Raw genomic sequence first — 21,039 nt, forward strand, 5'->3', positions numbered from 1 at the left:
CATGAAAAAGATCGTAATCTACACATTACCTCTCGTTGCTCTGCAAAGCCACGCAGCAGGCTTTCAGCTTAACGCCCAGTCAGCGACTGGCTTAGGGCGTGCCTATGCCGGCGATGCCATTATTGCCGACAACGCTTCTGTTGTATCAAAAAACGCAGCAGCCATGAGCTTGATCGACAAGCCAATGTTTTCAGTCGGTGCAGTGAATATCGCCAGCCAAGTAGATTTCAGCAATATTCGCTACACGCCACCAAGCTCAACAACCCAAGTTATTGACGATACAGGACTCGATAACAGCACCTTGGTGCCTAACGCTCACCTTGTATACCCACTTGAGGGAACAAAGTGGACGCTAGGCGCGACGGTTCACTCAAACTTTGGTACCGACGTTGAATTTGAAGATAGCTTTGAAGCTCCGATCTTTGGTGGAAAAACTTACCTTAGCAGCATCAATGCTGGCTTTTCTGCGGCCTACCAGTTAAATGAAGCTTGGTCTCTTGGTGGTGGCATCGATATTATTTACGGTGAGGGCGAGATATCTCGGACACCTAATAGTGCTAACCCACTTCGGATTGATGCAGACGGCGTAGGACTTGGTTTTAACCTAGGTGTTGCCTATGTTGTCGATGAAAACAACCGATTTGGACTGTCGTACCGATACAGCCCTGAGCTAACAGCCGAAGGCGATGTCTACGCTTGGGAACAAGGTAAGACTGATAGTGTTGATATTCCTCTTCCAGATATCGTTGAGTTCTCCGGCTATCACAAACTCAATGCTAAGTGGGCCGCACACTACAGCCTACAGTATGTTGCTTGGTCTGAGTTTGATAAGCTGACTTCGGAAAACTACAGTGCATCGATTAAAGATTATGAATGGAAGAATGCAGGTCACGTTTCTGTTGGTGTAACACACTATCTCAACAAAGATATTGAGCTACGAGCAGGTTATATGTATGACCTTTCACCTGTTGACCAAATCAGTTCGCTATCAATTCCTGATACTGACAGACATTGGTTTACCTTTGGTGGCTCATACGCAGCAACGGATCAACTCACCTTAGACTTATCCATTGGTTATCTGACAGGCGAACAAGCAGCAATCAATGAATCGCAAACCATTGTTGACGAATACAACATCGAGGCAACGGTGAATGCCAGCGCTTGGTTATTTGGCGCACAACTAAACTACTCGTTCTAGATTGCGAGTTGTGAACAATCAAAGCCAGCATCTCTGCTGGCTTTTCTGAACTAAAAGTCAGCACCGCCCTAGCTAATCAAATAATCTGCAAACTCATCAATATGACAGCGCTTGGTGTACGGGTTCAAAAACACGGCTTTTTCTCCCGGCAGTGGCAAACAATTCCCTAGTAAGTCGTAGTCGGTATGAGTGATGGACTCTACCCAATTAGTATTAAGCCCCTGCCTTTGCCGCTTAAGAAAGTGATTTCGATGATAAAACGTGTTCTTAACCAGATCATCGACCGTAGCATCACCTTGCTTGATGGACAGTTCTTTCTCATGAAGGTGCAACACTGAAACCGTGTCTTTAGGATAAAGTCGAAACGCGACAGATGGACCATGGTTACCTTCACACACCGCCTTACATCCGGGTATTTTGCTCAGTCTCAGGCGAAAATAATTAGCGTTTTGTAGCCCATGTGCGAGCACAACCTGATAACCTTCTTTACCAAGGAACTGCAACGCAGAGTAGGCAGAAAACACACCGACCGCACCGCGCGAACACTCGATAGTTGATTGCAAATGCGTCTTTTGTTTAAGCTGAGATTCGAAATAAGAAAAGTAGCTTGGCTCTTGTCTTAAGTCTTCAAAATCCTTCTTGTCTCGTACCATTAACAAGCTCGAGGTATAAGGCGCGTAGCCCCACTTTTGAAAATCAACGGTAAATGAATCGGCCTCTTTCAGACCAGCCATCATCTTCTTTAGGTATCGTACGCTGGTTAAAGTGGCGTTATTAATGGAGAGTGGATTGTCTTGAGTGTCGTAATCCAGAAAAAACAATAAGCTCCAGCCTACCGCGGCATCGACGTGAATGTGAGGTTTACGAGTCATTTCGTATTTGCGAGACAAGCGCTCAGACAAGTCACGTACTCGTTTTACATCATCAATCGCGAATGTATCAGTAGTGCCGCAAGTCAGCATTATGGTTGGAACGACGACCCCTTGCTTGAAACAAGTCTCTAATTGATACTCCAAATCATCAAGACAAATCTGATTATTTCGATTAATACGTACCCGAATAACCTGTCTTTCAAGGTCAAGTCCTAAAAGGGACAAGTTGGTCATATTTGAGTAGTGCCCCGATTCAGAGTTGACCATACAAAATCGCCGCCCCGCCACTCCTTGTGATTTCGACTTTGGGAATGATTTACGTAACCCAAACAGGTACCCATAAAGATTGCAAAAGGTGCCACCCTGAGTAAATAGGCCTCCAGCAATTTGCGGATCGTACCCAGCTAATCGGGCAATCTGACGTACGACCATTTTCTCTAGCTCTACAGCCATACCCGCATACTCGCTGTAGACTAAGTTGGGGTTTTTCAATGTCGCCAACATCGCCCCATGAATTGCAGGGTCACAAGGTGTCGAGATAACATTCTCAACCGACGTTGGATCTTGCCAATCTTTGCTGTGATGGGCAGCAAACAAAGCTAATGGATCAAATGCCTCTGCAGGCGCATGCATCCGCTCTGGAATATCGTCACGCTCACGCAGAGCCTTTTCCAATTGGCGATAATCTTGGGTGGAAAAAGGTGATTTTCTACTGGCAAGCATACTTACCTCAGGGGAAGCAAATAGGGGCCATAACCGCTTATCACGACTAAAAAAACGGCGAATCACCTCATTATATTTCTTCACATAATGAGGGGATAACGCATTCGCTTTTAAGCCATCTTTTTCGAGTGTTGCAGTATGGTTCATACCTCATCTCCTAGTGGCTTAAAAGAGTCATTTTAATTTGAAGTTGGCGACTAACCTTTCTAACTCATGGTTGGACTCACTGAGAGATTCTGTCGCAGCAACGGTTTGCTGACCACTGCTCACTAACGATTCAACAATCTCTCTGATGGATAACATGTTGCGACTCAACTCTTCAGCAACCGTACTTTGCTCTTCCGTCGCCGCCGATATCTGAGTGCTGACATCGTCAATTTCTTTCACCGAAACACTCATCATGCCAAGACTTTCTGACACTTCTGACGTTTTCTCTGCCGTAGATTGGCACTGCTCTTTCGTCGCTTCCATCGCACGAACCACACTTTCAGTGCCATCAAGAAGTTGGCTCAACATGTCAGAGATTTCGGTCGTGCTGTTTTGTGTTCTGGCAGCAAGCGCTCTGACTTCATCTGCAACGACAGCAAAGCCCCGGCCTTGCTCACCTGCACGTGCCGCCTCAATAGCAGCATTCAGCGCCAGCAAATTCGTTTGCTCGGATATTTCACCAATGACGGTCAGAACCTCACTGATGCGATTAGCGTCTTGCTTCATACTGACAATTCGGCCGGACATATCATCAACTTCAGTAACCAACGCACTGACGGTCGATACTGCGGTATTAACAATACCTAGTGACGATTGCGCCTCACCACTCGCCGCTTCAGTAATTCTATTGGATTGATGAACATTTTCAGCCACTGTCCGTGCGCTCTCACTCATTTCAGTGATCGCGGTGACCACTTGCTCAGTTTCGCTCGAATGGTTCAAAAGTTTCGATTCATTCTCTTTTGCGGTTTGACCGAGTTGGACAAGGCTGGAAGAAATGCTTTGACTCGCTTGTGAAATTTGCAACATCATCTGCTGCAGGTTTTCGACAAACTGATTAAAGCCTTGACTGATTTCTCCTAAGTCATCATTACTGCTGACTTCAAGGCGTTGAGTTAAATCCCCGTTGCCTTGTGACAAGTCTAGAACTGCAGATTTTAAACCTAGCAACGGCTTATAAGCGTAATGAAGAATGACAAAGATGGCGCCAAAGCTGACAAGGAAAAGCAAAAAGCCTGTAATGATCGCTTCTTGTTCCGCTTGGTCAACATGGGCCAAGGCGGTGGCTTGATCAACAAACACCATTAATGTCCAGTACATATTGTCAGTGAGATTCACCCGCTGAAAATAGCCATCAAATTGAATACCAAGGTATGGAAAGGTCAAGTGCCCCGCTTGTCTTGAGCTAAACATCCGCTCCATTTCAATAAAGTTCGGGCTCACCTGCGATGGTGTACGACCAATATCATTAGGGTCATCACTAGCAAAAAACACGGCATTTTGATCAGTGAGTGTCGCGGCACCACCAGCAAAACGCATATCACTAACTGTTCGGATGATCTCGCCGAGCTGAATATCACCCAGTAACACCCCCACAACTCTGCCACCTTGTTTAACAGGCATGGTCGCACTCACCACCTTTTCACCAGTGACTTTGTCTTGGTAAATATCTGTCAGTGCCACTGAGGAAGCTACTTTTGCCGCTTTGTACCAATCACGAGTTCTGAAATCGAATTGATTGCTACTCTCGACGGACATATAGTTACGTCCATCTTCATAGGTCATGATGACATTAGAAATCCCTGCGCTTTTGGCAAGTAGATTAACCATTTTCTGATTATCAGCATCAGATAAGCTAGGGTCGAATTGCTCTGCACCGGTGGCAACAGCATTGATACGGAACTGCATCAACTGCTCAAGTTCAGTCACATGAAAACTCAGCTTGTTTTGAGTCTCATTTATCAACGACGTGACCATTTTTTCTTTCATAGATAGGATGTTCAGCGTGCCAAGAACAATCAAAGAGATGGTCACCAGCAAACCGACACCGAGATAGATACGCGTTTTAAAACCTATATTCATTACGCCTCCTCACTTCATGAACGAGCGATAAAAAGAACGTAAGGATGAATTCCGGTCTGCATTTTAATTTGTATATTGGTTGCTGAACAATTATCAGCAAATCGTGAGCTTGTGCCCACATCAAACCGTCTATACACCCAGCCAACACAATTACCTTAGCTTGATATCACAAATATATGCAACAATTATTATATAAATTTATTATCCTTAGAAAGGGAAAAGCGATGAGAAAATCGGGGAAGTCTATATTCTTTATGCTTTAATTCAGCGGCTTAAACAATATGAAAGCTAGGTAAGATGGCCCTATAAAGAGCCATCAATAATTCGCTCTTAGCGTGTGGAAGCTTCAAGCGTGACACCGTTAAACGAAGAGTATCCGTTTAGCAAAACATGGTAAGTACCCGGTGTGGCATTACTGAATGTACAAGTCTCGCTATTTCCATAACGGTATGGTCGGCAGTCCCAATTCTGCTTACTGGCTTCCGAACCGAACTTAACGTAAAGATCCACATCACCTGAGCCACCCGATGTTTTAATCTCAAGTGTTTTTGAAGAGGTTAGTTCAAAACGGTAGGCAAGCTCACTACCTGCCGATCCAGAGACTCCCGTCACTGGCACACTATCTTGTAGTACATTATCAATAGGTGGTGTATCCCCAGAGGCATTCCCCATCTCCACTGCGTAAGCAAGACCAAGCTTAGTAAATTTGGTTGCATGAGCACCAGTGGGGTCCGAATTCTCTAAGGTATCCTGAGAGGTGTGAATCTTAGGGTTATAGTCATTAAACTTTGACTCAAAAGGCATCGCAGCAGAATATCCAGCATTGTGCCAAGAAGCGTGGTCAGAACACGCATAACCACAACGATCATAACCATAACTCAACGCTGGTAGGTATTCGTCAAGCAGGTTAGCTAAAAACTGAGTCAGGCTGCTGTCGGTGTAATCGGTGATGAAGACGATATCTTGTGTAGAGCCTTGATAGTTGGTCATATCCAACTGGAGGGCTGACACCACATTTTTGCCCTGAGATTTGTAGGAGTTGGCAATATCCTGAGAGCCACGCAGCCCTACTTCTTCGGCGGCATAAGCCATAAAGGCCATCGAGCGTTTAGGCTTGAAGTTGTTCTCAGCCAGAACACGAATTATCTCAGTCACACTTGCGATGCCCGACGCATCATCGTCAGCACCGGGGGCAATTGTGTGTTCATCCGTTCGTGAGCCAATAGTGGAATCTAGATGACCACCAATCACAACCCATTCATCAGGGCTTTCTGAACCCTGAATCGTCAAGATCACAGATTTCTGGTTGTAACCTGAGTGAGAAAACTGCTCAACACTGGCATTAGACAGGCCAGAAACCAAGGAACGCCACTCGCTGGCTATCCAATCAGACGCTTGAGCACCAGAAGTGGTGGTGTAAAAACGGTTGTTGAAGCTCGTCAGCGAAGTGATTGTGCCAGTAATCTGCGCAGGATCAACTTGCGGTAACCAAGCATTGACTGTTGTTTGCTGGGAAATGTCAGGGATTGAGAAACTATTAAGGGACAATGGCATAGCGCTCGCCGCCATTGCACTCTGAGCGGAAGAGTGAACCATATAGCCACCACAGCGATGATGCTCTTCATGCATATTGTGAGACAATTCTGCCAGTTCCGTTTCATCAACCTGCCCGATCCAAACACTCCCACTACTAGCCAGTGAATTCGGCAGCACAGCTTGTGCCCCTGATTTCGCTACTGTTTTGGATGCATCAGCACCGATTGATATCCATACTTTGTCTTCTGCGTGTGCATTTATGAAAGCCGTGGAAAGCGCCATAGCCAAAAGCATTTTAGTGTAGTTCATTATCTCCTCCATGGAGTTTTATAAAATCACCAAAACTTAGGATATTTATTTACATTTTGAGAATTATTCGTTTTACATCAATCCGTAACAATAAGTTGTCACCTTTATATCAATACCGAGAACGGTTAATAAGGGCACCGAAGTGCCCTAAGCTTGACTCAGACTATTTTGCCGTTACAGACAAGGTAACACCTGAAAAATTGCTGTACGCATTGATCATGATGTAAAGATCTTCACTCGCATCCACTGCATCACACGACTCCGTATTACCAGAGCGATATGGTCTGCAGTCGTAGGCACTTCTGGTTGGTTGAAGTCCTGAACGAACATACAGATCAGCATCACCCGATCCCGATGCAATAGACACCGTGACGTCAGAGGTGCGTTTGTCTGAGCGAAGGACATACATTTTCTGTTCACCTTTCGTCAGCGTAATACCAGACAACGGTGTATCTAGACTCAGCTCGGTGATATCACTTCCTGGTTGTTCCACCATGCCGTCCGGCAGAGTGTTGTTAAAATGGCTCGCCACTTTTGGCCAGATTTTACTGATTTTCACCCCTTGGTTTTCACAACCACCAAAATGATGCAGCGCAATGGCTTTGTTGCTGCTGGTTTTGAGTACTGGCGAACCTGAAGAGCCGCCAATAGTGTCACAGAAGTAACCTGTATCGGTGTTCACTCCACGGCCATTGGCTGAGGCAACATCAATTTGACACAGTCCGGAGCCATTTTGATCGCTTTCAATCGCGAGCTCTTTCGGGTTACCCGATCCATGTTGTGGGATATAGATACCATCGCCATAGGTCGGCTCAGACGCATCAAGACCTAGATAACCAAACGAGGCGATTTTGGCGAAGTCATCAACAGTAAAAAGCGTGTAGTCCAGCTCATAATCTGTGCTGAGCATTTGGTCACCCATCACTTTGACGGTCGTCGACATTGACCCGTTACACGTTGAGCGTTGGTAGTTAAACCAGACTTCGGTGTTTTTCAGCTCGGTTTCGCTCTCAACACAGTGGTTGTTGGTAAACATGCGGTTGTCCGGGCCTACGCGCCATGCGGTACATAGACTGCGACCATTGATCAGCAATCGCGCTACTGGCGTTGTCCATGCGACTTTCTCTGGATGTGAATCTTCCCAACACGCCACATCTTTTCGCTCATTTACCCCACAGGTGGAAAGCGTCGACATCTCCTGAACCGCCGTATCTTTACCTGCCATGTAATAATCGAGCTCAAACTGTCCTTGCTGGCCTTTGGCATTCGCAATAAGTTCGATAACAAGTGCATCGCCTGAGATAGATTGTGCGAACCAATCTAGCTGACTGTCGGTGTACTCAACCACCTCATCCGTCGTGGCGGATTTAACACGTAAAATAGCCCCTTTTGGCAGTGAAAGTTGTTTGAAGTGCAACTTGATGAACGCAGCCCCTTGATGTTTCACTACCTGACTCAGATGTTGACCCGAAATACCGGTCAGTTCTGCATCTGATAGTGTGAATTTCACTTCATCAGCAATGACAGGCAACACTGTATCTGCCATCGCGACTGGAGTGATAAAACATGCAATAGCCAACCCAACGTTGCATAAACTTGTCTTCATTGTTTTTTCCTTTTTGGTTTATTTGTGTTGTCCCAAAAACAAACATATGCGGAAAAAACAAATAAGCAATCAATTGCATAATTGCTTTTGAGTAAAGAAAATTGAACAGGTCGCTTTATTAAGGTGAATAAAAAGGCACTCATTGAGTGCCTTAATCAAGATATAATTTATTGAAATATCAGAGTTTAAATGTCGAAACTTTGGCCATTAATTCGCCAGAAAGCCCCTTCACTGTGCCCGCTTCCTGCGAGCTTTCCTGAGCACTATGAACTAACTGATCAGCGACATCTTTGATCGAGGTGATATTTTGTGTGATTTCATTAGTTACATGGGTTTGCTCTTCAGCCGCTGTCGCGATTTGTGTCGCCATGTCACTAATGGTTTGAACGGCAGTATTAATCTCTTCCAATGCCACACTCGCCTTGTCCGCATCTTCCACAGAATGCGTCGCCAGAGCGGAACTGTTTTCCATCAACTTAACGGCATTACCGGTAGTAACTTGCAGCGTATCGATCGTCGCTTTTATTTCTTCAGTTGAATCATGAGTACGCTGAGAAAGCACTCGAACTTCATCAGCAACAACCGCGAAGCCTCGTCCTTGTTCACCTGCACGCGCAGCCTCAATCGCTGCATTCAGTGCCAGCAAGTTGGTTTGCTCAGCAATACCTTGAATCGTCGCCAGAACGGTTGAAATATCCTGAGAGTGGCGGTTTAATTCTCCAACTACATTGCTTGCTTCTTGCAGCTCGTTGGCGAGACGGTTAATGGAGTTTTTGTTTTCCAGAACAACAGCACGGCCATTTTCGGTGTTTTTCGCCGAACCTTGCGCAGAGTGCGCGGTTTGCTCAGCATGAGAAGCAATTTCAGCAGTTGCAGAGGCCATCTCTGTTACCGCTGTTGCCACCATAGTAATTTCCTGCTGCTGATGGTTTATCTCATCCACATTACGGTTTGCACGTTGGTTACTAACTTCCGATTGCTGAGATAATTGCTGGGACTGCTCTCGTATATGAGCAATCAACTGATGCATACTACCGACAAAGGTGTTGAAGTTATTAGCAAGCTGACCCACTTCATCATTACTATCAACTTCTAGTCTCTGAGTAAGATCACCACTACCATGTGCGATTTGTTCTAGCGCATTGGAGACATTGGTCAATGGGCGGAACAAAATGCCACACAACATATTGAACAAGAAGGTACAGACAATCACCACAAGAACAGTTACAGCGATTTGCCCCCACACTGCACTGTAGAGAGGAGCCACTAAGGATTCACGATTCAACACAGTAACAGTGATTAGCGGAGTCCCTTGAATCGGTGCTGCATACACGACACTTAGCTCGCCATTAACATCCGTATAAACAACACTGCCTGAACTCATCGCCTGCTGAATCACACCGAAGTCTAGTCCAAGTTGTTGTACAGGCTGATTAAGCAGTTTTGTATCTCGGTGTGTGAAAACGTTACCTTGTTGGTTGGCGATAAACATGTAACCTTCACCGGGAAGGATTACTTTATCTAGCCCTGAGATAATGTCGGTAATTTCAACATCCGCCCCCAACACAACGTTTTCGCCACCTAGACTGACCACGCTACCTAAAGAGACCACATTTGCACCTGTCGCCGCCGCTACCGTTGGGTTGTCCATGAAAACCCTGGATGGGTTCTTCATCGCATTGATGTACCACCCCCATTTACGCGGATCGTCATTGCCCGGCGGTAAAACGACACCATTAGCGTTATCCTGAGAGCCGTCGGGATAAGCAAGGAATACATTATCTAAACCTGCAGAGTTCTTAACTTGCTTGAGGTTACTGACTATCGAATCCATATTGGCATCAGGCACGATTGAAGTCAGCGCTCGCTCTTTAGATTCGATCCAATCTGACACATATTGGTTATAGGAAGCTGTAGAACTTTCTAGTCGCTGAGTCACTTCAATATCTAAACGCTGTAAAGAAGCCCGAAAAGACAATAGCTCTACCAATAAACCACCAACAATAATGGCAATACTGGCTGACAATGCCAGTTTGTTCTTTAAAGACAAGTTTTTAAACATAGGACAACCTTGTTTGATTATTTTTATCATCATGCAGTACTAAGCTTTAGTTGCTCACCTACACAATTGCAAAGATAACGTACCCGCTTTGAGCCTCCCATTTAAAGAGTCATTCTTTGTATGGTTATCACGGATTTATTTCACACTTTAAAATAAAACAGTCATACGAACTATTTTTATTGGTAAATATCAACTTAATGATGACTTATGAATCTATACCAATAAGAGTAAATAAAATTTTTGAAGTGACTCGAAGGGAAAATTAACAGCCAGCAATACATTACTTATCGATGGAAACAATGTGGCAAATTGACATCAATGCGACGAGTTATTAGTCACCTAACACATCAATTTATAAAATCCTTGCTAGGTTGAGATCTCTGATAGCACATCGCTAGTGCTTCCAGATGATCAATAACCATTACAAGGAACGATTATGAAATCTTGTTTGAATGTCAGTTTAGCGACCATGGGCTGCCTGACAGCTCTAGCTTCCATTAATGTTAACGCCCACGGTTGGGTTGAATTCCCAAGTGCACGCCAGAATACCTGCTACCTCGATGGTGGATTTTGGGACGACCAAATTCCCAACGCCGCCTGTCAGGCGGCGTTTGATGAGTCCGGTGCCTACCCTTTTGTACAGCGTAACGAAGTGGCAGCCAATGTAGCAAACTATCGAGACATGGCGCATGTACAGGCTATCGTCGGGGATGGCACACTGTGTAGTGCTGGTGACAGTGCAAAAGCAGGGCTAGATGTTGCTTCACCACATTGGCAAAAAACAGCATTATCACTGGATTCTAACAATCAGTTTGAATTGGTGTTTAACGCCACCGCTCCACACAACCCATCTTACTGGCAATTTTACCTTAGTAAGCCAGAATACGACGCTAGCCAACCACTAACATGGTCTGATCTGGATCTGGTTGATACTGCAGGTAACCTTGCCGTCGGTTCGGACAAAAAATACAGAATGGCAGTTACACTGCCTGCTAACAGAACAGGTGATGCCATCCTATATACCCGCTGGCAACGTGAAGATCCAGCCGGTGAAGGCTTTTATAACTGTAGTGACATTACCTTCAATGGGGATGGCAGCACACCTACCGACCCGACGGATCCAACCGATCCGGGCAATAACCTCTCTGTACTTGGTTACTATGTCCCGCAAGGGTTTGGGCCAGTGGAATCTGGAGATACCGTTCGATTCCGTACCTTTGACCAAAACGGCAGCGAGCAGCACGATATTTCATTGGCTATCGCCGCTAACAATACCAGCGAAGAAATTTGGTCTGCAGAGTTGGCTGGGCAATTTAACAGCCTGACAGCGGGCGCTTGGTTTATTGGCATCTGGCATGCTGAAATGAACCACTATATGTATGACTCTTCGAATATCCATGCCAATCAAGTTCACGCTCCAGCCGCAAACTTCAGCTATCAGTTGTCCTTGGTGAAAGGTGACACGCCACCGCCAACACAACCGGATAATGCTTGGTCTGCCGACAGCACTTATGAGCAAGGTGATGTGGTCACTCATAACGGCCGTTTATGGACAGCACAATGGTGGACACGGGGCGAAGAACCGGGCACTACCGGAGACTGGGGAGTGTGGCGCTAGTCTAAACTCAACATCTGCTCACGCTAATCCAACCCCCCATGATTCCTTGGGGGTTTGGATTTTGATAAATCAGGCTCATAAAAGTCAGCATATCCCGCTATCTCAAACGAAAAACTAGAAGTGACACTGAAACGCGGCCAAATAAACAGCGTTCGTTCATATTAGTGGCGACGTGGTACTGTCATTTTTGACTGCTAAAGTTATGTATTGAGTTACATATAACTTATGTCAAAAGGCTAGAACCATGGGAATTGCATATCATACTTATATCGGCAAGCAGGTCACCCAATTGCCGAGCCTCCCCTGTCGCGCGGCAGGGAATGTTTCTCTTAATACGCCAGTAGGCAATTGCATCGATCACTTCGGCCGTATCTGGCTGGCAGACACCGCACACAATCGTTTGTTGGTGTTTGATAGAAAAATGAAAAAGTTACTCGCCAGTTTTGGTTCAGTGGGAAGTGGCAGCCAACAGTTTAATATGCCTTTTCGCCTTCTTCCTCACCCAGAAAAACCATGGATTTATGTCAGCGACATTGCCAACAAACGCATCCATATCCTTGAATACAATCAAGCGCTAAACATTCGATCCATTCACCGCTTCGGTGCGGGTGAACCCGTTAACCTCGAAGGGCCTAATGGGCTCGCGTTTTATAAAGGGAAACTATGTGTCGCTGATGAGTTTTACGAAGGGCCTGACAACGAGAGTCGTTTAGTCGTGTTTGATGAAAATGGAAACTGGCTAAAGGACATTAATGTTATTAATGCACAGGAGCCGGTGCACTTTCTTTGGCCACAAGGCCTAAGCTGCGATAATAATGGCCACTTATATGTTGCGAATACCGGATTCGCCACGATAGTTCGCTGCGACTGGGATGGCAAGCCAGTCCCCTTTGCCAGCGGAAAAACCTATCTAGAAGGCATTGACCTCGCTCGTGATGTATCAATTATTGATAACCGTATTCTTATACCCGGCGCGAAACCATATTTCATATCGGTCTATGACATCGATGGGCATTTCTCAGGCAGCTTGAATGGATTCTTCTCCCCCATTCAGATCACCAAAATGCATCAGGATACATTACTGATCACTGAGCCTATCTTAGCTTCCGTTCAAATTCACAAAGTTGATTGGGCTGATTTATCTCCTGAGTTGCCGACAACAACCATAGTTGTTGACCAGTTAAGTGATGAGCGAAATCAAAAAGGCCAGCTTCACTTCGTCACTTCAGTGGCAGGTAATACTTCACCCGCCGCTCAAAGTGGATACACCTGCCAATACCCTTTGCTCAATGCATGGTGGGATCAGCACTTCCAGCAACAAGATAAGTGGCTAAACTCGATACACCAACTTGATGCACCGTCTTGGGTATCGATGGCTTTGAGCACACAGCTCGAATGGACGCAAAGATGGCAGCAAACTTGGGTCCGCATCTTCCTTGGCGATCAGTTTAACGATTCTAGTCAACTGCTATGGTTAGTTGATGCAGGTAACTATCAGCTTCAAGCGACTGAATACAATCGTCCAGACACAGCCAGGCCAAACAGCTTACCGCTGCTTCCTGGGTCTTTGGGTATCTGCTCTCTTACGCCTGCCATGCCATTCATTGGTCAGCTTAACCCCGAACTCCCGTTATTGGTTGTGAGTAACTACATCAGCGGTATTGTCACTATTTATCAATATGACGAGTTCATCGGTGAATTGGTGCCTTTTAGCTATTTTGGCGGTTTAGGCCACGCTGACTGGCAATTGTTTAAACCTCAAGGAATCGCGGTGGATCCAATCAGCCGAGATATATACGTTGCCGATTCTGGTAATAACCGTATCTGTCGCTGGCGACTGAATGCTCAAGGGATAGCTGGCTTAGTTAGTACATTCGGCCAAAAAGGTCACGGTGACCAAGATTTCTTTACTCCAACAGACATCACCATCACGCCAGACGGGCACAAATACATTACCGATCAGAACAACAACCGAGTTGTCATTTATGACCGTCATGACAAATACATAGGTAGCTTTGGCCAACAAGGTTACGGCACAGACAACGACAACTTCTTGTTGCCGACCAGTATCGATTTTGATGAGGGTAAGCTGTTTGTATCGGATTTAGTCAACCGCGCGATTAAAATCTTCGATCAACAAGGCGAGTTTATCGATAGCTTTAGTGGATTTGGCGCAGATCCAAGCAAAGGCGAACTATGGATGCCCTACCTTCTCCATGCGCACAATCAAACCCTTTACCTACCTGACTGCGCTTTGAATCGCGTCAACGTATATAAAATCAGCTAAGGAGAACGTCATGACATCAGTATTCGACAAAGCAAAGACCAAACGCCTGAAGCAAGTGACAACTGACATTTCTGAACAATCAGTTGAAGCCAGTGACAAGCTGATTCAGCAGTACCAGTGCGTCACTAAACACTGCCTCAATCAGCCATCCTCAAAAGAAACCCGTAAAAAGCTTGAGGAGTGGCACAGTGCTCATCAGGCTCATGCCATCAATCACAACTTATCTCCTCCACATGAAAATTAAATAAGCTGTATTTTTCATCTATACTCCCTAATAGGTATCGCTCACATAAGGTGTAAATATGGTAAGGAAACTATTCATGTTAGCCACAGCGCTTGCCATATCGGCGTGTCATCATGACGGTGAACTCAACTTAGATAATTCTAATTCAGACACAGATACTGGTACTGGTACTGGTACTGGTACTGGTACCATCACACATATGGGCTGTAATGTCGCCACCTATCAAGGGACACACTTAGATAGCACAAGTGCATCCGTAACTAAAACATATTATTGCCCTCCCACTACGGATGAGGTAACAACTGCTGGTTACACATACAGCTCATCAATCACAGAAGGCACCGTTACCTACGCCTTAATGAACGCCACTGAAATTTTAAACTTTTGTAATGGGGTATACAGCGGCGTTCCGCCGTTAACAGACTATACCTCATTCATCAATGCCAATAGTGTGGCGGAATTCGGTGATACCTCGGGTTCCTATGCTTGGCCTGTCTCTGCGGTATATTTCACATTACTCAATGGCAGTACTTGGGTCGAAGTGACACTGGATTCGTCAGGCGGTGCGACCGCAGACGTTGCAGGGGCAACGGCCATTGATGGGTCCAGCGAAAGAGCACTTGCTCTTTGTGTCACCTCACCATAACTACACTGCCTTATGAAAAGGTAGCCTGTCTGATATCACCTTACCGTCCTTGATGGTGATAATGCGCTTGGTTCGTTCGGCCAGCGCATTATCATGCGTAACAATAATCAAGGTTCGTCCTTCCGCATGTAACTGGTTAAACAAAGCTTCGATTTCAGCACCTGACTTGGAATCCAGAGCACCGGTCGGCTCATCTGCCAAAATAATCTGCGGATCGTTAACCAGTGCTCGAGCAATCGCAACACGCTGTTTTTGGCCACCGGATAACTGATTCGGCTTATGATCGAGACGATCGCCCAACCCAACCTGTTCCAGCAGTTTGGCCGCGCGCTGACGACGCTCTTTGGCTTTAATACCCGAATACACCAAAGGCAGTGCTACATTATCAAGTGCCGTTGCGTACTCAAGCAGGTTAAAGCTTTGAAAAACAAACCCGATTTTCTGGTTACGTATTCCCGCTAATTGATTGGCACTCAGTGCTGCCACGTTTTGTCCATCAAGCAAATAGTCACCATCGGTTGGTTTATCTAGGCAACCGAGCATATTCATCAGAGTGGATTTACCTGAACCTGAAGGGCCCAAGATGGAGAGAAACTCGCCCTGCTCAATCGTCAGTTCTACGCCATCTAATGCCCGAACTACCACTTCACCACTTGAGTAATACTTACAAAGATTCGTCAGTTGAACCAATGCATTATCTGACATACTGACTCCTGATTTCTTGAACTCATCATTCACTTTGCAGCGCCTCCATAGGCGTTACTTTCGCAGCGCGATTTGCCGGTAACCAGGCTGATGCCACGCCTATGACAACTAGAGTAGCGATCACAATTGCCACCACAAGCCAGGAAAGCTCTGGGACAGGTTTGCCCAAACGTTCATAAAAAACATTGCCTTCTAGACTGACAGAGCCAATCGCCGATACCAATGCATAAGTGACTGTAAGCCCGAGAGCTCCTCCCATCACCATCGTCATGAGCGACTGAACTAAATAGTGGAGCCGAATCGCCGTCGGTGTCGCTCCAACAGCCATTCGCACACCAATATCTCGCGTTGAACGTTTCACGGTAGCGTACATGACATTGGCAATACCGACTCCCGCTACCGCGAGTGTGACAAAACCAATGATGCCAAGAAAGCCCTGCAAACCAACCAGAAACTGCTGCATGCTTTTCTGCTTTAAGAACATGTCCTCTATTTGAACAATCTGCTGATCGGCAACGCTGGCACCGTGCTTGCGTGCAATTACTTGACGAATCGTATCCGCTAACTTAACTCTATCGACACCACTTCTGGGTTGAACATTAATACCACCAATGTCACCGTTGGGATGAAAACGCTGCCACGTGGAAAGCGGAACAAAGCTGGAATAATTAATAGGGTCTCCTTGCTCTATATCGGCACTGTTCTTTTTCAGTACACCCACTACTGTAAATTCTTCACTGCCAATTTTGACTTTTTCCCCAACCGGATTGACTTTCAAAGTAACGGCCGCGAACCAGTTAAAATCATCTTCGGGGTTAAACAAGTCAGCAGCCAATAGATAGCCGAGCACAACGACTTTACGTTGCTCTTTTTGATCAAGCGGATTGAACCAACGTCCACCTGAAAGCGGAGCGAGATTGGTCATGGTTTGAAAACCAGTGGTGACAGCCAAGGGCTGTCGCCATGTACCACGATCACCGACCGTGATGTCTTCATCCCACATTGCTGTTGGTGCGACGGCTTTAACGTCCGGCAACGTGCTGACGACATCCGTATCATCGACTTTGAGCATCAGTGGTTTACCCTGATGGAACACACCATAGTCTACGGTTGCCATCCCACCTGTCAGATAAATTAAATTACCGTTACCATTTTGCGCGGTTTTCAACACTCCCTGGCGAATGCCCTCTCCCACAGCTAACATGGCCGCAATACATAAGGTCGCCCAAGCAACTGCCAGAATAGTCAGCCCTAACCTCAGTTTCTCTGCCGCCATTTCCTGAAAAATTTGTCTCATCGGAAGCAGCATGCTCTAGGCCCTCGCACTCAAAGCTAACACTGGAGTCAGTCGTGAAGCTCGTCTTGCAGGGAAGTAAGACGCCATTAACGCTAATACCACAGTGACCAGTAATGAAAGTGCAATCAAATCAGGTGTAATCACTGGCGAACCAATCCACTCTGGTAACGCAACAGTGCTCAGTAGTGCCACCAGCGCAAACGAGATCATTAACCCAATGGCCGTTCCAACCGCGACCAGTATCAACCCTTCAACAATAAACTGGCCGAGTATTGACGCCTGTGTTGCCCCTATCGCCAATCGCACACCGATTTCTCGGGTTCGTTCGGTGACCGAAAGGAACATAATGTTCGCCACACCAAGTGCCCCCACCGCCATGGTCATTGCACCGCTGGCTCCCAGAAATATTTGAATCCCGCGAAGAATGCCGCTGATCACAGCCGCTCCCTCACTAAAGTCAGGCAAACGCACCGCATCCTTATCGCTAGGGTCAAAGTGGAGCTGCTTAGCGTAAAAGCGAACAATACTCTCTCGGAACGAGGCAGAGTCCATACCATCTATCGGTTTCATCAACAGCATCCAAGGTTTATCGTTCCATAGATCGCGATAGGTGGTTTGCGGGATGAAAACTCTGCGGCTATCACCAAAAGAAATACCGGTGTCTTCGTCGCTGAGTACACCAATAACCAAGAAAGGAATGCCATTAACTTTGACCTCCTCACCAATCCCGATACCACCCATTTTGGCAATCTGATCGCCCAGCACAGCAACGCGAGTGTGGCTCGCAATGTCACTCGGTGAAATATTGCGGGAGCCCGTCTGAAGTTTCCGCTCTGCAAGAGCAAAGTAAGCTGGGTCAATCCCACTCACGGCGCGAGCTAAATTTTGTCCTTTGATATTCGTGACACTGACATCCCACTTGGCATACACGGACGCAACTTCCTTAACAAAGCCCGACTGCTTAATCATCTCGACTTTGTCTTGTGGGATCTCGATTTCACGACGTGATGGTAACCCTTGCCAAGGTGTGCTAGTTCGAGATGGGAAAACCACCTGCACGTTATTCACCATAAATGAGAATGACTGACTTTGATGACGGTAGAATCCTTCCCCAAGTGCAATCAGCACCACCACAGAGATAACACCCCAAGCGATGGCTATGATCGCCAGCATACTCTTCATTCTGTGTGCTATTAGCGTCTGCCAAGTTTGCTGAAGCAGATTGCTCATGAATGGAAAGCCTGAGAAATTAAGGTCATGGTATTGTCGTCAAGCTTGCCAGCCGTTTGCAGCAAACCAACTCGTTGACGCCAGTAGTTATAAAGGTTGTTTTGCAAACTGTTCTTCGCATCAAACAGGTTGTTATGAGCATCAATCACTTCCGATGCTTCGAGAAGTCCAGCATCGTAGAGCTTCTCCTTACTGCTCAAAACCTTAACACGAGACTCGACCACCTCATTGGCCATTAGAACCTGATTCCAATTGATGTCGACCTGAGTAAACTGCTGGACAATGCGTTTCTGAATATCAATTTCAACCCTGCGCAAGTCCTGCTTAGCACTCAATATATTCAGAGACGCTTCGTCTACCTTAGCGCGCGTCGCACCGTTTAGATCAATCGGCACACTCAAGGTGAGCCCGGCATTAAACTCTCCGTTAGAATATTTGTCATCGTCGCTGTAGCCGAGATTACCCTTTACCGTTGGGTAATAGCCGCCTTTGGCTGATTGGCGTGCAAACTCGCTGGCTTTGACCTTTTGCGCGGCTACTAACAGCTCTGGGCTACTGTCTTTGGCCAACTTAAGCCATTGTTCTTGGGACTCAACTAACATCGGAGGCTGAATCAGGTTGTCGGTGCGAATTTGGTCAACACGCTCAGGCATCTGGTTGATGAGTGCCCCAAGCTCGGCTCGTTTCTCTTCTAGCTGAGCCTGCGCGCTGAGGATCCCCGCTTTATCGGTCACCAGAGTGGCTCGAATTTCTTCAACGTCAATCGATTTGACCTTACCGGCCTTGTAACGTTTTTCGATAATCTTCAGCAGCTTACTACCTTCCTCCAGCTTGCTTCTCGCCAGTTGAAGATCGCCTTGAGCACTGGCGACATCAAGATAAGTCGCCAATAGCTTCTGGGCTAATTCATTGTGAGCCTGAGATAGCTCCAGCTCCGTTCTAAGATAGTTTGCTTGTGCTTCATCTAAATCTGACCAAAGGCTGCTGTCCCATATTGTTTGGGATAATGTTGCACCGTAAGTATTAGTATTGTCACTGTCTTCATTCCAATTCGCTGATGCGGTCGCACTTAAAGATGGCAACAACGAGCTACGACTAGAGGCAACACCTGTTTCACCAATCTGGACGCCAATCTTGGCTTTTTCGTAATCGGGATCACTTTGTTTTGCTTGCTTCCAAGCTTGTTCGATAGAAATGGCGTAGCTGGGGAAACTCAAGGTTGCAGCCAGCAATACGCATCCAAAATATGTGAGATGATGTTTAGCCATGAGCAGCTCCCATCATACTGTTATCGATAATGTCTTCACCGAGCTCAACACCTTCTAATACTTCAACATTGATTCCGTCCGACAGACCAAGCTTGACCTTTTGCTTATGGAAACCCTGCTCTGAACTATCAGGGATCAACACATTTGGCGTATCCCCTTCAAATTGCAGTGCACGCTCTGGCAAAGTCAGCACGTTTTCCGATTTCTTGAGCGTGATTTGTGCCGTGGAAGAAAACCCCGAACGTAATGTAACGTCTTGTGGAATTTTTAGTTCACCAACTTCCACCTCAAAGCCATTATCGAAGCTCTTTATTGTCGATGTATCTTCAGGTGAATTGAGGTTCTCCGATTGAATCGCTACCTTGGTTAAAACCCCTTCTATCTGTACATCAGGGTATGGCGCGACCGTCAGCAGAACTGGCATACCCGGTGTTAATTGCGCTGCGTCGTGCTCACTCACGCTGCCTTTGAAAATCAGGCTGTTCATGTCTGCGAGAGACATCATTTCTGTCGCAGCCTGACTCGATTCAGTCGAAATGATCGGTTCGCCCACTTCCACTTTTCGGTTCAACACTGTGCCATCAATCGGCGCATAAATGGTCGAAGTCAGACGCGCATCACCAATGGATGCCTCACCGCTTTGAATCAACTCAAGGTTTTGACGTTTTTGCAGCACTGCAGCTTGTGCTGATTTAACTTCCGATCGCGCGCTAACGTAATCGTCGTAGTTGCTTGGAATAATGTCTTGCTTAACTAAGCTCTCTAAGTTCGCTAGTTTTTGCTTAGCCGATTCAAGGGTGGCTTCACTGCTCATCAGCTCTGTAGAGGCATCGGTCAATGCTTGTGGCGTAGGGTTGGGACGAACTTTTATCAGCGCCTGCCCTTGTTTAACCTTTTCTCCCACTTGCGCATAAATCTCCCCAACAATACCGTCGATTTGAGATTTAATGGAGACTGAATGCGCTGGAACAATTTTACCTACCGCTACGGCTTCTTTCTCAATCGTTCCTTTCTCCACCACCAAGGTGGGCAAGCTTTCAGGTTGAGACGAGGATTGCAGATAAAAATACGCGCTGCCACCGAGCAATGCGATGCTCGCAGCAGACAAGAGCCAACGTTTCGCCATGCTTTACTTCCAATGAGATTGATATGTAGCCATCTGACTACCCTAAGATTATTAAGTTCCGAAAATCATACAGCACACTTGTGTAATGAATACAGTCACAGATTGTATGAGTTTGTAGGCCTGTTTAGACAATGCAAAAGACTTAACTAATACACCTAAGCTGGCCCACCGGACAGTAAATTAATCTAAATTTATTCTAACAAGTTATGAATGCCGCTTTGCTGCCGGTTTAGGCGTTGGCT

15 protein-coding genes are annotated in these 21,039 nt (G+C 46.2%); 5 read left to right on the top strand and 10 right to left on the bottom strand.

What is annotated here, in order from left to right; genetic code table 11:
* Position 1 precedes the first annotated feature (1 nt).
* Positions 2 to 1,198: an outer membrane protein transport protein gene (locus L1D15_RS14725; RefSeq protein WP_239876259.1), complete on the top strand. Its 1,197-nt coding sequence runs from the start codon at positions 2 to 4 to the stop codon at positions 1,196 to 1,198.
* A gap of 68 nt (positions 1,199 to 1,266) precedes the next feature.
* On the opposite strand, the gene L1D15_RS14730 is transcribed toward L1D15_RS14725, so the two are convergent.
* The 5 genes from L1D15_RS14730 to L1D15_RS14750 form a co-directional block, all read right to left on the bottom strand.
* A complete protein-coding gene (locus tag L1D15_RS14730) occupies positions 1,267 to 2,940 on the bottom strand; it encodes a pyridoxal-dependent decarboxylase (protein WP_239876260.1) in 1,674 nt (557 codons plus the stop codon).
* Positions 2,941 to 2,967: 27 nt separating this feature from the next.
* Positions 2,968 to 4,863, bottom strand: coding sequence for a methyl-accepting chemotaxis protein (locus tag L1D15_RS14735; RefSeq protein ID WP_239876261.1), 1,896 nt, complete (start codon positions 4,861 to 4,863; stop codon positions 2,968 to 2,970).
* A gap of 330 nt (positions 4,864 to 5,193) precedes the next feature.
* Positions 5,194 to 6,681: a M28 family metallopeptidase gene (locus L1D15_RS14740; RefSeq protein ID WP_239876324.1), complete on the bottom strand. Its 1,488-nt coding sequence runs from the start codon at positions 6,679 to 6,681 to the stop codon at positions 5,194 to 5,196.
* A 190-nt stretch (positions 6,682 to 6,871) separates the two neighbouring features.
* On the bottom strand, positions 6,872 to 8,314 hold the full coding sequence (locus L1D15_RS14745) for a serine protease (RefSeq protein ID WP_239876262.1): 1,443 nt from the start codon (positions 8,312 to 8,314) through the stop codon (positions 6,872 to 6,874).
* Between the two features lie 178 nt (positions 8,315 to 8,492).
* Positions 8,493 to 10,376, bottom strand: coding sequence for a methyl-accepting chemotaxis protein (locus L1D15_RS14750; protein ID WP_239876263.1), 1,884 nt, complete (start codon positions 10,374 to 10,376; stop codon positions 8,493 to 8,495).
* Positions 10,377 to 10,812: 436 nt separating this feature from the next.
* Here L1D15_RS14750 and L1D15_RS14755 point away from each other — a divergent pair, with 436 nt between their 5' ends.
* The 4 genes from L1D15_RS14755 to L1D15_RS14770 all read left to right on the top strand — a co-directional run bounded on the left by L1D15_RS14755 (position 10,813) and on the right by L1D15_RS14770 (position 15,171).
* Positions 10,813 to 11,994, top strand: coding sequence for a lytic polysaccharide monooxygenase (locus L1D15_RS14755; RefSeq protein ID WP_239876264.1), 1,182 nt, complete (start codon positions 10,813 to 10,815; stop codon positions 11,992 to 11,994).
* A gap of 244 nt (positions 11,995 to 12,238) precedes the next feature.
* Positions 12,239 to 14,281 (top strand): NHL repeat-containing protein, encoded by a 2,043-nt coding sequence (locus L1D15_RS14760; protein WP_239876265.1) that lies wholly within the window; start codon positions 12,239 to 12,241, stop codon positions 14,279 to 14,281.
* Between the two features lie 10 nt (positions 14,282 to 14,291).
* Positions 14,292 to 14,525, top strand: a complete 234-nt coding sequence (locus L1D15_RS14765; RefSeq protein WP_239876266.1) for a hypothetical protein — start codon at positions 14,292 to 14,294, stop codon at positions 14,523 to 14,525.
* Between the two features lie 76 nt (positions 14,526 to 14,601).
* A complete protein-coding gene (locus L1D15_RS14770; RefSeq protein WP_239876267.1) occupies positions 14,602 to 15,171 on the top strand; it encodes a hypothetical protein in 570 nt (189 codons plus the stop codon).
* Here L1D15_RS14770 and L1D15_RS14775 read toward each other — a convergent pair whose 3' ends face one another.
* Genes L1D15_RS14775 through L1D15_RS14795 form a run of 5 tightly spaced genes read right to left on the bottom strand, consistent with a single transcriptional unit; the run spans position 15,172 to position 20,797 of the window.
* The gene (locus L1D15_RS14775; protein ID WP_239876268.1) at positions 15,172 to 15,876 is read right to left on the bottom strand and encodes an ABC transporter ATP-binding protein; all 705 of its coding nucleotides are present in this window, start codon (positions 15,874 to 15,876) and stop codon (positions 15,172 to 15,174) included.
* A 25-nt stretch (positions 15,877 to 15,901) separates the two neighbouring features.
* A complete protein-coding gene (locus L1D15_RS14780; protein WP_239876269.1) occupies positions 15,902 to 17,185 on the bottom strand; it encodes an ABC transporter permease in 1,284 nt (427 codons plus the stop codon).
* A 3-nt stretch (positions 17,186 to 17,188) separates the two neighbouring features.
* On the bottom strand, positions 17,189 to 18,403 hold the full coding sequence (locus tag L1D15_RS14785) for an ABC transporter permease (protein ID WP_239876270.1): 1,215 nt from the start codon (positions 18,401 to 18,403) through the stop codon (positions 17,189 to 17,191).
* On the bottom strand, positions 18,400 to 19,671 hold the full coding sequence (locus L1D15_RS14790) for a TolC family protein (protein ID WP_239876271.1): 1,272 nt from the start codon (positions 19,669 to 19,671) through the stop codon (positions 18,400 to 18,402). The genes L1D15_RS14785 and L1D15_RS14790 overlap by 4 nt, the downstream gene beginning before the upstream one ends.
* Complete coding sequence (locus L1D15_RS14795) at positions 19,664 to 20,797, bottom strand: efflux RND transporter periplasmic adaptor subunit (RefSeq protein WP_239876272.1); 1,134 nt, start codon at positions 20,795 to 20,797, stop codon at positions 19,664 to 19,666. Before L1D15_RS14795 ends, L1D15_RS14790 begins: the two co-directional genes overlap by 8 nt.
* Positions 20,798 to 21,039 lie beyond the last annotated feature (242 nt).

It is taken from the genome of Vibrio sp. Isolate25, from assembly GCF_022398025.1.
GTDB lineage: Bacteria > Pseudomonadota > Gammaproteobacteria > Enterobacterales > Vibrionaceae > Vibrio > Vibrio coralliilyticus_A.

Excerpts from the sequence above, each read along its gene's own strand:
- L1D15_RS14725 (WP_239876259.1), top strand. The coding sequence starts at position 2 with ATGAAAAAGATCGTAATCTACACATTACCTCTCGTTGCTCTGCAAAGC.
- L1D15_RS14730 (WP_239876260.1), bottom strand. The coding sequence starts at position 2,940 with ATGAACCATACTGCAACACTCGAAAAAGATGGCTTAAAAGCGAATGCG.
- L1D15_RS14735 (WP_239876261.1), bottom strand. The coding sequence starts at position 4,863 with ATGAATATAGGTTTTAAAACGCGTATCTATCTCGGTGTCGGTTTGCTG.
- L1D15_RS14740 (WP_239876324.1), bottom strand. The coding sequence starts at position 6,681 with ATGGCGCTTTCCACGGCTTTCATAAATGCACACGCAGAAGACAAAGTA.
- L1D15_RS14745 (WP_239876262.1), bottom strand. The coding sequence starts at position 8,314 with ATGAAGACAAGTTTATGCAACGTTGGGTTGGCTATTGCATGTTTTATC.
- L1D15_RS14750 (WP_239876263.1), bottom strand. The coding sequence starts at position 10,376 with ATGTTTAAAAACTTGTCTTTAAAGAACAAACTGGCATTGTCAGCCAGT.
- L1D15_RS14755 (WP_239876264.1), top strand. The coding sequence starts at position 10,813 with ATGAAATCTTGTTTGAATGTCAGTTTAGCGACCATGGGCTGCCTGACA.
- L1D15_RS14760 (WP_239876265.1), top strand. The coding sequence starts at position 12,239 with ATGGGAATTGCATATCATACTTATATCGGCAAGCAGGTCACCCAATTG.
- L1D15_RS14765 (WP_239876266.1), top strand. The coding sequence starts at position 14,292 with ATGACATCAGTATTCGACAAAGCAAAGACCAAACGCCTGAAGCAAGTG.
- L1D15_RS14770 (WP_239876267.1), top strand. The coding sequence starts at position 14,602 with ATGTTAGCCACAGCGCTTGCCATATCGGCGTGTCATCATGACGGTGAA.
- L1D15_RS14775 (WP_239876268.1), bottom strand. The coding sequence starts at position 15,876 with ATGTCAGATAATGCATTGGTTCAACTGACGAATCTTTGTAAGTATTAC.
- L1D15_RS14780 (WP_239876269.1), bottom strand. The coding sequence starts at position 17,185 with ATGCTGCTTCCGATGAGACAAATTTTTCAGGAAATGGCGGCAGAGAAA.
- L1D15_RS14785 (WP_239876270.1), bottom strand. The coding sequence starts at position 18,403 with ATGAGCAATCTGCTTCAGCAAACTTGGCAGACGCTAATAGCACACAGA.
- L1D15_RS14790 (WP_239876271.1), bottom strand. The coding sequence starts at position 19,671 with ATGGCTAAACATCATCTCACATATTTTGGATGCGTATTGCTGGCTGCA.
- L1D15_RS14795 (WP_239876272.1), bottom strand. The coding sequence starts at position 20,797 with ATGGCGAAACGTTGGCTCTTGTCTGCTGCGAGCATCGCATTGCTCGGT.